Origin of the sequence: Streptomyces tyrfis (genome assembly GCF_037034285.1) — a bacterium.
Classification (GTDB): domain Bacteria; phylum Actinomycetota; class Actinomycetes; order Streptomycetales; family Streptomycetaceae; genus Streptomyces.
On record NZ_JBAGJZ010000014.1, the window covers coordinates 1 to 13,401 of the forward strand.

The window sequence follows — 13,401 nt, forward strand, 5'->3', positions numbered from 1 at the left end:
CCACCCGGGCCCGCTCCCCGACCTGCCCGGACTTCCTGCCCCGCTGACGGCTACCGCTTCGCCGGGGCCGTGCCGCAGAACTCCGACTCGATCACCTTCTGGGTGTCACCGGCCCAGTCGGCGTTGAAGTTCGCGGCGAGGGAGTGCTCCCCGTCCCGGGTGGCCTGGGCCTCGGAATGGGACCCGTGGATGCCGCCGCCGTGCCCCCAGACCTCCTTGCCGCAGCTCAGCCTCTGTCGCATGAGACCGAGCCCGTAGCCGACGCCGGGCAGGTCGGGAGAGGCCTGGACGGTGGTGGTCATCTCCTTCATCTCGGCCGCCGGAAGCAGCCGGCCCTTGAGCAGCGCACGGTAGAAAGTCTGCAGGTCGTTCGCATCGGAGACCATCTCGCCGGCGGCGCCGGCGATGCTCGGATTGAGCTCGGTGACGTCGTACGCGGCCCCGCCGGTCTCGCGTGAGAGCTTGGAGTAGGCGCGGGAGTTCGGCTCGGGCATACGGGAGTCGGTGCCGGGCACGGAGGTGGCGCGCAGCTTGAGGGGCTTGACGATCCGGTTCTCGATCGCCTTGCCGTAAGGACGTCCGGTCACCTTCTCGACGACCATCCCGGCCAGCACGAAGTTGGTGTTGGAGTAGTTCCAGTCCGTCCCGGGGGCGAAGTCGGGCTCGTGCGCCATCGCGACGGCGACCAGTTGCTTCGGGGTCCAGGTGTCGTAACGGTGCCGCAGGAAGTCGTGACCGAAGACCTTCTCCTGGAAGGCGGGGTCCTCGGTGTAGCTGTAGATGCCGCTGGTGTGGTTGAGCAGCTGACGGACAGTGATCTTCCGGCCGTCGTGCCCGTGCCCGCGCACCACACCGGGCAGCCACTTCTCGACCGGGTCGTCGAGGTCGAGCCGGCCCTCGGCCTGGAGCTGGAGCAGGACGGTAGCGGTGAATGTCTTGGTGATGGATCCGACCCGGAAACGGTCGGCCCCCTTCCGCTCCCCCGCGGTGCCGACCCAACGGGCCTTTCCGTCACGGGCCTGCGCGACGGCCCCGGGCACGCCCTCGGCGACGGCCGCGTCCAGGGCCTGCTGGGTGGTGGCGTGGGACGGCTTGGCCGGCGGCGCGACGGCGACGGCGGGCGCGGCGAGCGCGGTGGCGGTGATCCCGGCGACGAGTCCGACGGCGAGGAGGGTACGGACGGTGTGCGAGGCTGACATGTGGGCTCCCGTGGTCGTGAACTGCGGTCACGGGAGGGGACTGCGGGAGGCGAGCGACGGGTTGATCCCGGTCGTGGCGGTTGAGCCGTTTTCGGCCGTTCGCCGGATCGGTCCGGTGCGAGCGGCGTGCGAACGCTGCTCGACGCGGGACTGGACGGTCGCCGTGCCCCGGCGAGCAGGAACCGGACAGTCGAGCCCTTCCCTCAAGGGGCAGGACCGCGGTCGTGCCGCCAGGCGGGTGCCGCGGCGCCGGACGGCACGGGTGCTGAGGGTGTCGCTGCGAACGCAACCGCTTCGCCGCCGAACAGCGCAGAGCGTTCCAGGAGATCACCGCCGCCTGGTCGCCGGAAGAGAGGATCCGGTTCGCACGCCTCTTGGCTCGGTACGGAGCTGACGCCACGGCATGGTCCAGGCGACAGGCCACGCGCCGAGACTGAACGAGCAGCGCCCCGACACCGGGTCATGGCCAGGATGCGCGGGCAAAGAAGGACCGGTGGCGCCATGGCCCACCGCCGGGCTGTGGAACGGAATGGTCGTATCGCGCCCTCGTCGACGCTTGCCGGCGGCCGATGAGGTCGACAACACCGCATACCGCAAGGAACGTGCCCGAGTGGAGCATGCGACCGGCCGGACGAAGGGTTTGACGGCGGCTTGCGGGAACCCCTCCGTGGTGGGCCGCGTCTTCTCTGCCGAAGATCATCGGCATAGGGGGAGGACACAAGGTGAGTGACCGCGAGCGAGGCCAGGACGCCGAACCCGAACCCGCACTCGCACCCGCCGGAGACGCTTCCTGGTGGGCAGGGCTCGGGCTGACCGGAGGAGTGGTCCTCACCGTGAGCGGGACAGGGCTGCTGCTGTGGCTGATCCTGCGCGGAGGCACGGATGACAACGACTGGTCCCACTACTACGGGGCCGGCAAAATCCTGGCCATCGGATGCGTCGTCGCCGGCACGACACTCCTGGCCCGCCGCCGCGGCCAACGAGCCGGCGAGTGAGGGCGGGTGATGTGTACTTGCTGGTGGGTGGCGTGATCCGAATGTGGCGATCACGGTTGAGCGAGCGGTTCTCGCGCGTCTGCTGCTCAGGGGATCTCCCGTCTTCATCTCGCTTGCCCGGTCGACGAGTTGGCCAGACCGTGGCAGACCGTTGCCGACGGGCACCGTTGCGGAGCACGCGGCGGGGTCAGGGAGCGGGCTGTGGGGACCGGCGCTCGGCGCCAGCCGGTTTTCGTCGACCGGTGGACACCTTGGACACTGTTCCCTGAGGGTCCGGAGGAAGAGGCGTCACGCATGGTGATGAAGGTGTGCTCGGCGGACTTCACGTCGGATGCCGTCGCGCTGTACCTGTCGGACCCGAAGGACACGTTCGAGGGCGTCGGCAAGGACCTGGGGATCAGCCGGGAGACGCTGCGGAACTGGGTGCGGGCCGAGCGGGTGCCGGCACCATCATCGGGACAGGCATCGACGCCTGCCGCCTCGCCGGCACACGAGCCCGAGCCGAGGAACCCGCCGAGGCGGGCTGACCGCAGCCTACGCCCTCGATAGCCGGCCGTCCTGGCGGACGCCCGGCTGTCCCGCGTTGCGGTGTCCCTGGAAGAGGTCTCAAGAATCGAGCACGGCGGCGACGGCCTCGATCTCGACGAGTTGGTCCTTGTAACCGAGCACGGTGACGCCCATCAACGTGCTGGGGACGTCATGGTCGGCGAACGAGTCCCGGACTACTTGCCAGGCGGCCACCAGGTCCTCCCGCCGGGCCGATGCGACGAGAACCCGTGTGCTGATGACGTCCTGGAGTGACGCGCCCGAGGCAGTAAGAGCGGCCTGCATGTTCTCGATGGCTCTCGCCGCTTGGCCCGCGTAGTCCCCGATCGCCGCTGTGGAGCCGTCATCGTTCAGCGGACACGCCCCTGCGAGGAAGATCAGGCGTGACTCGGCGGGCGCCGTGGCCGCGTAGGCGTACTCAGCGACGTCGGACAGGGCGGTGGAGCGAATCAAAGTGATGGCACGAGCCACGGTCGTGTGGTCCTTTCCCCTCGGGTGTTCGGCGCGGACATCCTGCCAGCGGCCGGTCGGCTGCCGCCTTCCCTTTTCCTGCCGCCCCGCGAGACGCCGTCATTTCTGCTCGGCATCCACGAACCGCGTGATCACCCACCGGCTCCGGAACCAGTCGACAAACGCTGTTCCCGGACATCGACGAAGCCAGCCCAGGCACCCTCGGCTCCGACGCGATCACGCACCAGCCCGTACGACCGACCAGGGCGACGTTCCGCCCGACGTGATCGTGCCGCCCTGCGGTTCGGCGCCGGTGACTTGCGCGCCGTGCGCGCCGCACCGGTGGATCTCGCTGGTGCGGATCTCGGAGCGGGGCGTTGTGCGAGAGCGCCGGTCGCACGACGGCGGCGCCCGGCTGCCGGGCATCGCCCCGTCCGCTCCGTGTTGACACTCCATCGGCGCGGGGCCTACGTTGCGGTAAGCGCTTTCCGACCGTACCCGGGAGACATGGGACATGGGCAGTCCACTGCGCATCACGCACGCACGCGGAGACCGGATCACGGTCTCGGAGGAGCGCGGCGGCATCGACCTGATCAGCTACGTCTACCGCCCGGAAGCGACCTGGGAGGCCCCCAAGCCGTACATCCACCCCATCCGCACACTGACCGGCACCGTCGTCACCGACTATCGGCCCCATGACCACCGCTGGCACAAGGGCCTCCAGATGACGGCCTCCCACCTGTCCGGACAGAACCTGTGGGGCGGCGACACCTATGTGCACGGCCAGGGCTACCTGCCGTTGCCCGAACGCGTGGGATCGATGACGCACATCGGGTTCGACAAGGTGACCTCGAACGCCGGACGCGTGGTCATCGTGGAGCGGCTGAGCTGGCGCCACCACGACGGGACGCACTGGGCGGACGAGCGGCGCCGCGTCGAGCTGCACGACGTGGAGCACGGGGGCGCCGGCCCGGAGGGCAGTGGCGGCAGTTGGACACTGACCTGGTCGAGCGCGATCACCAATCGGCGTGCCGAGCCGCTGCGCTTCGGCAGCCCCACGACGCACGGCCGGGAGGCGGCGGGCTACACCGGTCTCTTCTGGCGCGGGCCGCGCGCCTTCCGGGGCGGGCAGATCCTCGGGCCACACGGCGTGGGGCCGGAGTTGATGGGGACGCAGGCGCCGTGGCTGGCCTACGGCGGTGAGCGCGACGGCGCCGACGGCCACGCCACGCTGATCTTCCGGCACGCCCCGGAGAACGATCACACGGGACAGGGCGGGACCCACCCGGCGCACTGGTTCGTCCGCAACGATCCCTTCGCGGCCGTGGCCCCCTCCTTCGCGTTCTACGACGAACTGGAGCTGCCTCCGGGCGACACCCTGGCCCGCCGCTACCGGGTCACCGTCGCCGACGGGGCCTGGGACCGGGAGCGGATCACCGGATATCTCGCGGAGCACCCGTGGTGAACGGGAGCACGGACGGCCTCGGCCCGTGGGCGGAGCCTTCACTGGACGAATCCGGCCGTGCCCGCCTGCGCGGGCCCCGGTTCCGGGCCCGTGTGGTGCGCCGGGCCGGGGCGCGGGCCCTCGCGCCGGGCCGGGGGCGGCACGGCGGCGCCGACGGGGCCGGTTCCTCTTGCGCGCGCGATGGGAAAACGCTTTCAGTGCGGCTATCGTAGCCGTATGCAGAGCCAGGCCAATCGACGTCCCGCCCGCCCCCGCGCGTCGTCCGCCGTGACGCTCCAGCAGGTCGCGCGGGACGCCGGGGTCTCTCTCGCCACGGCGTCGCGCGTCCTCAGCGACAGCGACCGCAACGTCACCCAGGAGCTGCAGGAGCGCGTTCTGGAGGCGGCGGCCCGGCTCCGCTACGTCTCCAACGCGCCGGCCCGCGCGCTCGTGCAGTCCACGACGTCCATCGTCGGCCTGATCGTGCACGATGTGAACGACGCCTACTACTCCGCGATCACGGCCGGGGTCATGGAGGTCGCCCGCGACCACAAGCTCCTCGTGGTGCTGGCCGGCACCTTTCACGAGCCCGGGCTCCAGGCGGAGTACGTGGCACGGCTGCGGGCGCAGCGGGCCCGCGCCGTGGTCCTCGCCGGATCGGGTTTCGCCGCCGGGAGCCCCGCGCTCGCCCAGGAGCTGGAGTCGTTCGTGGCGCAGGGCGGCCGGGTGACCGCGGTCGCGCACCAGGACCTCCCGGTGAACACGATCCTGCCGGGGAACCGCGAAGGGGGCCGGGCGGTCGCCGAGCACCTCGCCCTGCTGGGGCACATGGAGATCGGCGTCATCTGCGGGCCCCTGGCGCTGGTCTCCGTCCAGGACCGGCTGCACGGCTTCCTGGAGCGGGCCGCCGAGCTGGGCATCTCCGTGCGGGAACGCCATCGCGTCGAGTCCGACTTCACCCGGGACGGCGGGCGAGCCGCGACGGTGCGGCTGTTCCGCGGCTCTCCCGGCATCACCGCGCTCTTCGCGCTCAACGACGCCATGGCCCTCGGAGCGCTGGCGGCACTCCGCGACGATCTCGGACGGAGCGTGCCCGGCGATGTCTCCGTCGTCGGCTTCGACGACCTGCCGGTGGCGTACGACGTCACGCCCGCGTTGACCACCGTGCGGCTGCCGCTCGAAGAGATCGGCCGCCGCGCGCTGCTGCTGGCCCTCGGGGACGCGACGGCTTCGCCTCGCACGCTCGCCGTGCCGTCGCGCCTGGTGGTGCGGGCCAGTACGGCGCCACCGCCCCGTACGGCCGGCTGAGGGCAACACCGGCCCCACCCGCCCCACCGGGCCGCCGCCCGCCCATGAGCCGGTACGGCGCCGGCCTCGCGTTCGTCGCCCCCGGGACCGAACGAGTTCCCGTTCCATGCCGTCGAGTTGACGCGTTGAAGTGACAAACCGCTCACTTGACGCGCTAATTGCCGACTTTTTCGCCGCAGCCCTCTTGAAATGATGCATCAATCGCCACCACACTCGGATCAGCGCATTTTGACGCGTCAAACCCGAGAAGGTGGTGGCTGGATGGGTACGTCCGGACCCAAGTACCAGCGGATCAAGGACGAGTTGCGGGCCGAGGTGGCACGTGACGAGTACGAGGCCGGCGCTCCGTTCATCACTCAGAACCAGCTGCGCGAGCGTTTCGGCGTCAGCTCGACCACCGCCGTCCGGGCACTCAACGACCTCGTGGCGGAAGGGCTGCTGGTGCGGCGCCGGGGACGGGGAACCTTCGTCGCCGATGCCTCGGACCGGGCCGGGGAACCTTCCCCGGCGCACAGGTCCGGTGTGATCGCCTGCATCATCAGCGGCCAGGGCCCGTACCAGTCCGACGTGCTGCGCGGGGTCGAGTCCGTCTGTTCGGCCCACGGGCTGCGGCTCTTCTTCTCGGACTCCGCGATCCACATGACCGAGACGGGGCACGCCGACCACGACGCCTCCCTGGCCCGTCAGGACCAGGCGCTGCGCCAGGCCGTCGAGGACCGGGTCGACGGCATCGTCCTCTACCCCGTCCAGGGGGCGCCCGACCTCGACGTGCTGGACGAGATCAGGCGGCTGCACATCCCCATGGTCCTGGTGGACCGGTATTTTCCCGGCCTCGCGATCGACGCCGTCACCGCCGACAACTACGACGTCGGCTACCGGATCACCGAGCACCTGCTGGCCGACGGCCACGAGCGCATTGCGACGCTCTGGGGCGAGACACAGTGCACCAGCGTCCACGACCGGATGACCGGGCACAAGCAGGCGCTGCGCGCCCATGGCCAGCCCCTGCTCCCCCAGTTGACCGCGCTGCGCTCCTACACGGCGCTGCCCGAGAACGACCGCAGACAGCTGCTGACCGAACTTCTCGCCGCGCCCGAGCCGCCGACCGCCCTGCTGTGCGCGCACGGCTTCGCCGTCGCCACCGCCGCCTCCGATCTGGCCTCGCTCGGCATCGCCGTGCCCGACGACATCGTGCTGGCCGGTATGGACGACGAGGGCCCCTGCGATCTGCTGCCGCTCACCAGCTTCGCGGCCCGGCTGCCCGCCAGGGAGATCGGCAGCCGGGCGGTGGAGCAACTGGTCGGGCGGATCGCGGAGCGCGCGGCGGGCGAGGACCCGTACCGCAGCGCCGAGCAGATCGTGCTCCCCGTCCGGATCAGGACGCGCGAGTCCGTGCCGGTCCGGCTCCGCACCGTCGCCGCCCGCCGGCCCTGAAGGAGGAGACTCCTGTGTCCGCCGCCCCCGCACCCCGTACCCGCGAACTCCGGACCGATGTCCTGGTGGTCGGCGCCGGTCTCGGTGGCCTCGCCGCCGCGCTGACCGCCGCCCGGTTCGGCCACCGCGTCGTGCTCACCGAGGCGACCGACTGGCCCGGTGGCCTGTTCACCGCCCAGGCGGTCCCGCTCGCCGACGGCCACCGCGTCGAACTGGACCCCGTCTCCCCCGGATACCGTGATCTGCGCGAACGGCTACGCGACTTCTACCGGCGCAACTACCCGCTGCGCCCGGAGCCGTACGCCGACCCGCTGCTGAACCCCGGGCTCAGTACCACCGGTCATCTCAGTCACGAACCGCGCGCCGCGCTCGCCGTCGTCCAGGAGCTGCTCGCCCCGCATCTCGCCTCGGGCCGGCTCACCCTGCTGCTCCGCCACCGCCCGGTGGCGGCCCAGGCGGACCGGGACCGGGTGGCCTCGGTCACCCTGGAGGCCACGGACGGCGAGCTGCTGACCGTCGGCGCTCCGTACGTCGTCGACGCGACGGACCTGGGCGAGCTGCTCGACCTCGCGGGCGTCGAACACGTCATCGGCGCCGAGTCCCGCGAGGAGACCGGCGAACCGCACGCGGCCGCCGTCGCCGATCCGCTGGACCAGCAGCCGGTCTCCTGGGTCTTCGCGCTCGACCACCGTCCCGGCGAGGACCACACCGTCGACCGGCCCGCCGACTACGATCGGTGGTCCGACGCCTTCTCCTGGGACACCGGGGAACCCGGTGGCGCCCCGGCCCGCTCCATCCCGCTCTTCCTGCACGAGCCGGACGAGGTCCCGCCGTGGGCCGCACCGCCCAACGACCGCTGGCACCAGCTGCGGGCGCTCGCCCGGAGCCGGTACCTGCCGGGCGCCTTCGACAGCGACATCACCCTCGTCGACTGGGAGCAGACGGCCTACTCACGGCTGCCGCTCGCCGGACGCGGGGACGAGGTCCGCGCCCGCGCCGAGCGGGAGGCCCGCGAGCAGGCGCTGTCGTTCCTCCACTGGATGCAGACACGCGCGCCCCGGCACGACGGCGGGCACGGCTACCCCGAGCTGCGTCTGCGGCCGGACGCGACCGGCACCGCCGACGGGTTCGCCAAGACGCCGCACATACGCGAGTCGCGGCGCATCCGGGCCGAGTTCACCCTGCTGGAGCACCATCTGACCACTGCCGCACGGGCCGGGTCGTCGGGCGCCGAGACCTTCACGGACAGCGTGGGCACCCTGCGTTCGCGGATCACCCTGCACCCGGGGAGCGGTGGTGGCGCGGGTCTGGACCTGGAGTGCCTGCCGTTCCAGCTGCCGCTCGGCGCACTGCTGCCGGTGCGGGTGGAGAACCTGCTCCCGGCCGGGCGGAACATCGGCGCAACGCATCTCAGCGCGCCCGCGCTCGGCGGGCACGCGGGCCAGTGGAGCATCGGCGAGGCCGTCGGCGCGCTGGTGTCGTACTGCCTGGAACACCGGCTGCCGCCGCGCGCGGTCCGCGAGACCGAGCACCGGCTCGCCTCCTTCCAGAGCCGGCTGAGCGATTCGCTCGGCCTGGCCCTCGACTGGCCGGACCGGCTCCGCACCGGACCCGCGACCAGTGCGGGAGCGCTCTACGTCGCTCTCTGAGACCCACTGCCCTTCCTTCGGGAAGGGACCTCTCCGATCTGCTGGAAAACGCTTACCAACTCGGCGGCTCACGCCCTCAGCCCGGACGGCCCCCTGTGACTGCGACTCCCTACCGTGTTCTCCTCGTCGGCGCGGGCAACATCGCCCGTGCCGTCCATATGCCCGCGTTCCTCGAACTGCCCCGGGACTTCTCGGTGGCCGGCGCCGTCGACGCCGATGCCACCGCGGCCCGTTCCCTCGCCGCCGACTTCGGTCTCTCCCACCACTCCACCGATCTCGCCGCGTCCCTGAGCGAGGTCCGCCCCGATCTCGTCGTCATCGCCTCGCCGCCCGTCGCCCACCGCGAACAGGTGGTGGCCGCCCTCGGGGCCGGCGCCTGGGCGTGGTGCGAGAAGCCGCCCGCGCCGAGTCTCGCCGAGTACGACGCCATGACCGCGGCCGAGGGCGAGGGGGGCCCGTACGCCCCGATCGTCTTCCAGCACCGGTTCGGATCGGGCGCCGAGCACGCCAAGTCCCTCATCGCCTCCGGCGAACTGGGCGAGCCGCTGGTCGCCCACTGCCAGACCACCTGGTACCGCGACGACGCCTACTACGCGGTCCCCTGGCGCGGGAAGTGGGCCACCGAGGGCGCGGGCCCCGCCATGGGGCTCGGCATCCACCAGATCGACCTGCTGCTGGAACTGCTCGGGGACTGGGTGGAGATCCGGGCCATGGCCGGCAGGCTGGCCCGCGACATCGAGACCGACGACGTCACCACCGCCACCGTCCGCTTCGCCTCGGGCGCCCTCGCCACCGTGGTCAACAGCGCCCTCTCGCCGCGTCAGCTGAGCCATCTGCGCATCGATCTGCGGAACGCCACGATCGAGCTGAACCATCTGTACGGATACGGGAACGGGGACTGGACGTACACCCCAGCGCCGGGCGTCGACCCCGGCCGGGCGGCCGGCTGGGCCTCCCCCGCCGAGGACGTCCCGAGCTCGCACAGCGCGCAACTCCGCTCACTCCTGGCAGACATGCGGGCGGGCCGGCGGCCCAGGGCGAGTGCCGGGGACGGCCGCCGCTCCCTGGAGCTGATCACCTCGATGTACAAGGCGGCACTCACCGGCAGACCCGTCCTGGCCGGTGAGATCGGGCCCGGCGATCCGTTCTACACGGCACTGCACGGCTCCGTACCCGGCTGGGCGCCGGAGCCGGGGCGATGACGGACCGCGGGACCCGCCACCGCTTCGACCGCGCGCTGCCGCTCGCCTTCGACGACCGGCATGTGCGCGGGCGGCCGCCGCGGCACCGCTGTTCAGGCGGTACGGCGCCCGCGTCACCTCCCCGCCTCACCCACCCATCGGAGAGACCCTTCACCCATGCATGACGACCGCACACTGACCGAGGAACGGCTCGACCGCGCCCTGCGCGAGCGCATCCGCCCCGCTGTCCATCCCCGTACGGCGCCCCTGGAATTCGAGGTCTGGCACGCCCCCGGCGAACCGGTGCCGTTCGCCGAGGCGATGGCCGGCCCCTACGAGCACGGCGCGGTCGGCGACGACTGGGGACCGGCCTGGGGCACCAGCTGGTTCCGGGTGACCGGCCGTGTCCCGGCCGACTGGGCCGGTGAGACCGTCGAAGCCGTCATCGACCTCGGTTTCGCCCAGGACCGGCCGGGGTTCTCCGCGGAGGCACTGGCCCACCGGCCGGACGGCAGCGTGGTCAAGGCGCTCAATCCGCGCAACACCTGGCTGCGTGTCGGCGAACCGGCCGCGGGCGGCGAGGAGTTCACGTACTACCTGGAGGCGGCCGCCAATCCGGAGATCCTGGACGGTGTCAGTGCGCTCGGCGACCGGGAGACCGCGGGCGGCGAACCGCTGTACCGCGTCGAGCGGATGGACGTCGCGGTCTTCGACCAGCAGGTCTGGGAACTGGTCCAGGACCTTGAGGTCCTCGACCAGCTGATGCGGCAGCTGCCGCTCGGCTCCGCGCGCCGCTGGGAGATCCTGCGCGCGGTGGAACGCTGTCTGGACGCGCTGGACCTGGACGCCGTCGGCACGAACGCGAGCGCCGCGCGGGAACGGCTCCGCCCCGTGCTCTCCTCCCCCGCGCACGCCTCCGCGCACCGTCTGTCGGCGGTGGGTCACGCGCACATCGACTCGGCGTGGCTGTGGCCGCTGCGGGAGACCGTGCGCAAGGTCACCCGCACCACCTCCAACGTCGTCGCGCTGATGGACGACCATCCGGAGTTCGTCTTCGCGATGTCGCAGGCGCAGCAGCTGGACTGGCTGCGGGAGCATCAGCCGGCGCTGTACGCACGGGTCAAGGAGAAGGTCGCCGCCGGGCAGTTCGTGCCGGTGGGCGGGATGTGGGTGGAGTCGGACACCAACATGCCGGGCTCCGAGGCGCTGGCCCGGCAGTTCGTGTACGGCAAGCGGTTCTTCCTGGAGGAGTTCGGGGTCGAGACCGAGGAGGTGTGGCTGCCGGACTCGTTCGGCTACTCGGCGGCGCTGCCGCAGCTGGTGGCGCTCTCCGGTTCGCGCTGGTTCCTCACGCAGAAGATCTCGTGGAACACGACGAACCGGTTCCCGCACCACTCGTTCCTGTGGGAGGGACTGGACGGCACCCGGGTGTTCACGCACTTCCCGCCGGTGGACACCTATGTCGCGGAGCTGTCGGGAGAGGAACTCGCGCACGCCGAGCGGAACTTCCGGGACAAGGGGCACGCGACGCGCTCGCTGGTCCCGTTCGGCTGGGGGGACGGCGGTGGCGGCCCCACCCGGGAGATGCTGGCGCGGGCCGGCCGGCTGGCGGACCTGGAGGGCTCGCCCCGGGTGACGATCGAGAAGCCCGCGGACTTCTTCGCCGCGGCCGAGGCGGAGTACGAGCGGCCGCCGGTGTGGCTGGGCGAGCTGTACTTGGAACTGCACCGGGGCACGTACACGTCGCAGGCACGGACCAAACAGGGCAACCGGCGCAGCGAGCACCTGCTGCGGGAGGCGGAGCTGTGGGCGGCGACCGCGTCGGTCCGGGCCGGGTTCCGCTACCCGTACGAGGAGCTGGACCGGCTCTGGAAGACCGTGCTGCTGCACCAGTTCCACGACATCCTGCCGGGTTCGTCCATCGCCTGGGTGCACCAGGAGGCGGAGGCCACGTACGCCCGGGTCGCCGAGGAGCTCGAAGCGTTGATCGGGGCGGCGCAGCGGGCCCTGGCCGGTGCGCCGGACGACGGTGGCACCGTCGTCTTCAACTCCGCCCCGCACGGCCGGGCCGGCGTGGCGGCGGGGGGTGCGGCGCTCGCCGGGCGGCCCGCGGAGGGACCGGTGGCGGCCGAGGCGGTCGACGGCGGTTTCCGGCTGGACAACGGTCTGCTCCGGGTGACGGTGGACGCGCGGGGCCTGGTGGTCTCGGTGGTCGATCTGGTGGCCGGGCGCGAGACGGTCGCCCCGGGCTGCGCAGCGAATCTGCTCCAGGTCCACCCGGATCTGCCCAACCGCTGGGACGCCTGGGACGTCGACGCGTTCTACCGGAACACGGTGACCGATCTGACCGACGCGGAGGCGGTCCGGCGCGTCGGTGACGGCGTCGAGGTGGTGCGCGCCTTCGGCTCGTCCCTTGTCACGCAGGTGCTGTCGCTGCGGCCCGGGGCCCGGCGGCTGGACATCGACACCGAGGTCGACTGGCACGAGCGGGAGAAGTTCCTCAAGGCGGCGTTCCCGATCGATGTGCGCGCCGATCACTCCACGGCGGAGACGCAGTTCGGGCACGTCCAGCGACCGACGCACACCAACACGAGCTGGGAGGCGGCGAAGTTCGAGATCTGCGCCCACCGGTTCCTGCACGTCGGCGAGCCGGGCTGGGGTGCGGCGCTGATCAACGATTCGACGTACGGGCACGATGTGACGCGGACGGTCCGCGAGGACGGTTCCACCACGACGACGGTGCGGCTGTCGTTGCTGCGGGCGCCCCGCTACCCCGACCCGGAGACCGACCAGGGGGTGCACCGGCTGCGGTACGCGCTGCTGCCGGGTGCGACGATCGCGGATGCGGTGCGGGAGGGCTGGCAGTTCGCCCTCCCCGAGCGCCGGGTGCCGGGGAGCACCGGGGTGGCCCCGCTGGTCTCGGTCGACGGCGACGCGGTGGTCGTGACGGCGGTGAAGCTCGCGGACGACGGGAGCGGGGACGTGGTGGTCCGTCTCCACGAGGCCCATGGAGGGCGCGCCCCGGCGTGTCTGACGACCGGTTTCCCGCTGTCCGGCGCGAGGGTCGCGGATCTGCTGGAACGTCCGTTCGCCGACGCCTCCGCCGAGGTGGACGGCAATGCGGTGCGACTGCGGCTGCGGCCGTTCCAGATCCTGACGCTGCGGCTCACGCCGGGCGACGGCGCGTGATCGCAC

At 71.9% G+C, this 13,401-nt stretch carries 9 protein-coding genes and 2 pseudogenes; 9 read left to right on the plus strand and 2 right to left on the minus strand.

The window, feature by feature from the left end:
• Nucleotides 1-50: 50 nt before the first annotated feature.
• On the minus strand, nt 51-1,199 hold the full coding sequence (locus WA762_RS13090; protein WP_335935722.1) for a serine hydrolase domain-containing protein: 1,149 nt from the start codon (nt 1,197-1,199) through the stop codon (nt 51-53).
• 281 nt (nt 1,200-1,480) lie between these two features.
• Between WA762_RS13090 and WA762_RS13095 the strand changes: the two are divergent.
• The 3 genes and pseudogenes from WA762_RS13095 to WA762_RS13105 all read left to right on the plus strand — a co-directional run.
• A pseudogene (locus WA762_RS13095) lies at nt 1,481-1,636 on the plus strand (MarR family transcriptional regulator); the annotation flags it as partial.
• Nucleotides 1,637-1,921: 285 nt separating this feature from the next.
• On the plus strand, nt 1,922-2,194 hold the full coding sequence (locus WA762_RS13100) for a hypothetical protein (protein ID WP_335935723.1): 273 nt from the start codon (nt 1,922-1,924) through the stop codon (nt 2,192-2,194).
• 294 nt (nt 2,195-2,488) lie between these two features.
• A pseudogene (locus tag WA762_RS13105) lies at nt 2,489-2,632 on the plus strand (transposase); the annotation flags it as partial.
• A gap of 168 nt (nt 2,633-2,800) precedes the next feature.
• Here WA762_RS13105 and WA762_RS13110 read toward each other — a convergent pair.
• Nucleotides 2,801-3,211, minus strand: coding sequence for a RidA family protein (locus WA762_RS13110; RefSeq protein WP_335935724.1), 411 nt, complete (start codon nt 3,209-3,211; stop codon nt 2,801-2,803).
• A 493-nt stretch (nt 3,212-3,704) separates the two neighbouring features.
• Here WA762_RS13110 and WA762_RS13115 point away from each other — a divergent pair, with 493 nt between their 5' ends.
• The 6 genes from WA762_RS13115 (at nt 3,705) to WA762_RS13140 (ending at nt 13,395) form a co-directional block, all read left to right on the plus strand.
• Nucleotides 3,705-4,655: a DUF6807 domain-containing protein gene (locus WA762_RS13115; protein WP_335935726.1), complete on the plus strand. Its 951-nt coding sequence runs from the start codon at nt 3,705-3,707 to the stop codon at nt 4,653-4,655.
• A 216-nt stretch (nt 4,656-4,871) separates the two neighbouring features.
• A complete protein-coding gene (locus WA762_RS13120; RefSeq protein ID WP_335935727.1) occupies nt 4,872-5,942 on the plus strand; it encodes a LacI family DNA-binding transcriptional regulator in 1,071 nt (356 codons plus the stop codon).
• Nucleotides 5,943-6,203: 261 nt separating this feature from the next.
• The gene (locus WA762_RS13125) at nt 6,204-7,376 is read left to right on the plus strand and encodes a LacI family DNA-binding transcriptional regulator (protein WP_335935728.1); all 1,173 of its coding nucleotides are present in this window, start codon (nt 6,204-6,206) and stop codon (nt 7,374-7,376) included.
• A gap of 14 nt (nt 7,377-7,390) precedes the next feature.
• A complete protein-coding gene (locus WA762_RS13130) occupies nt 7,391-9,025 on the plus strand; it encodes an FAD-dependent oxidoreductase (protein ID WP_335935729.1) in 1,635 nt (544 codons plus the stop codon).
• Between the two features lie 95 nt (nt 9,026-9,120).
• On the plus strand, nt 9,121-10,227 hold the full coding sequence (locus WA762_RS13135) for a Gfo/Idh/MocA family protein (protein ID WP_335935730.1): 1,107 nt from the start codon (nt 9,121-9,123) through the stop codon (nt 10,225-10,227).
• Between the two features lie 156 nt (nt 10,228-10,383).
• Nucleotides 10,384-13,395: an alpha-mannosidase gene (locus WA762_RS13140; protein ID WP_335935731.1), complete on the plus strand. Its 3,012-nt coding sequence runs from the start codon at nt 10,384-10,386 to the stop codon at nt 13,393-13,395.
• The last annotated feature ends 6 nt before the right edge of the window (nt 13,396-13,401 follow it).

Excerpts from the sequence above, each read along its gene's own strand:
- WA762_RS13125 (WP_335935728.1), top strand. The coding sequence starts at position 6,204 with ATGGGTACGTCCGGACCCAAGTACCAGCGGATCAAGGACGAGTTGCGG.
- WA762_RS13090 (WP_335935722.1), bottom strand. The coding sequence starts at position 1,199 with ATGTCAGCCTCGCACACCGTCCGTACCCTCCTCGCCGTCGGACTCGTC.
- WA762_RS13115 (WP_335935726.1), top strand. The coding sequence starts at position 3,705 with ATGGGCAGTCCACTGCGCATCACGCACGCACGCGGAGACCGGATCACG.
- WA762_RS13120 (WP_335935727.1), top strand. The coding sequence starts at position 4,872 with ATGCAGAGCCAGGCCAATCGACGTCCCGCCCGCCCCCGCGCGTCGTCC.
- WA762_RS13140 (WP_335935731.1), top strand. The coding sequence starts at position 10,384 with ATGCATGACGACCGCACACTGACCGAGGAACGGCTCGACCGCGCCCTG.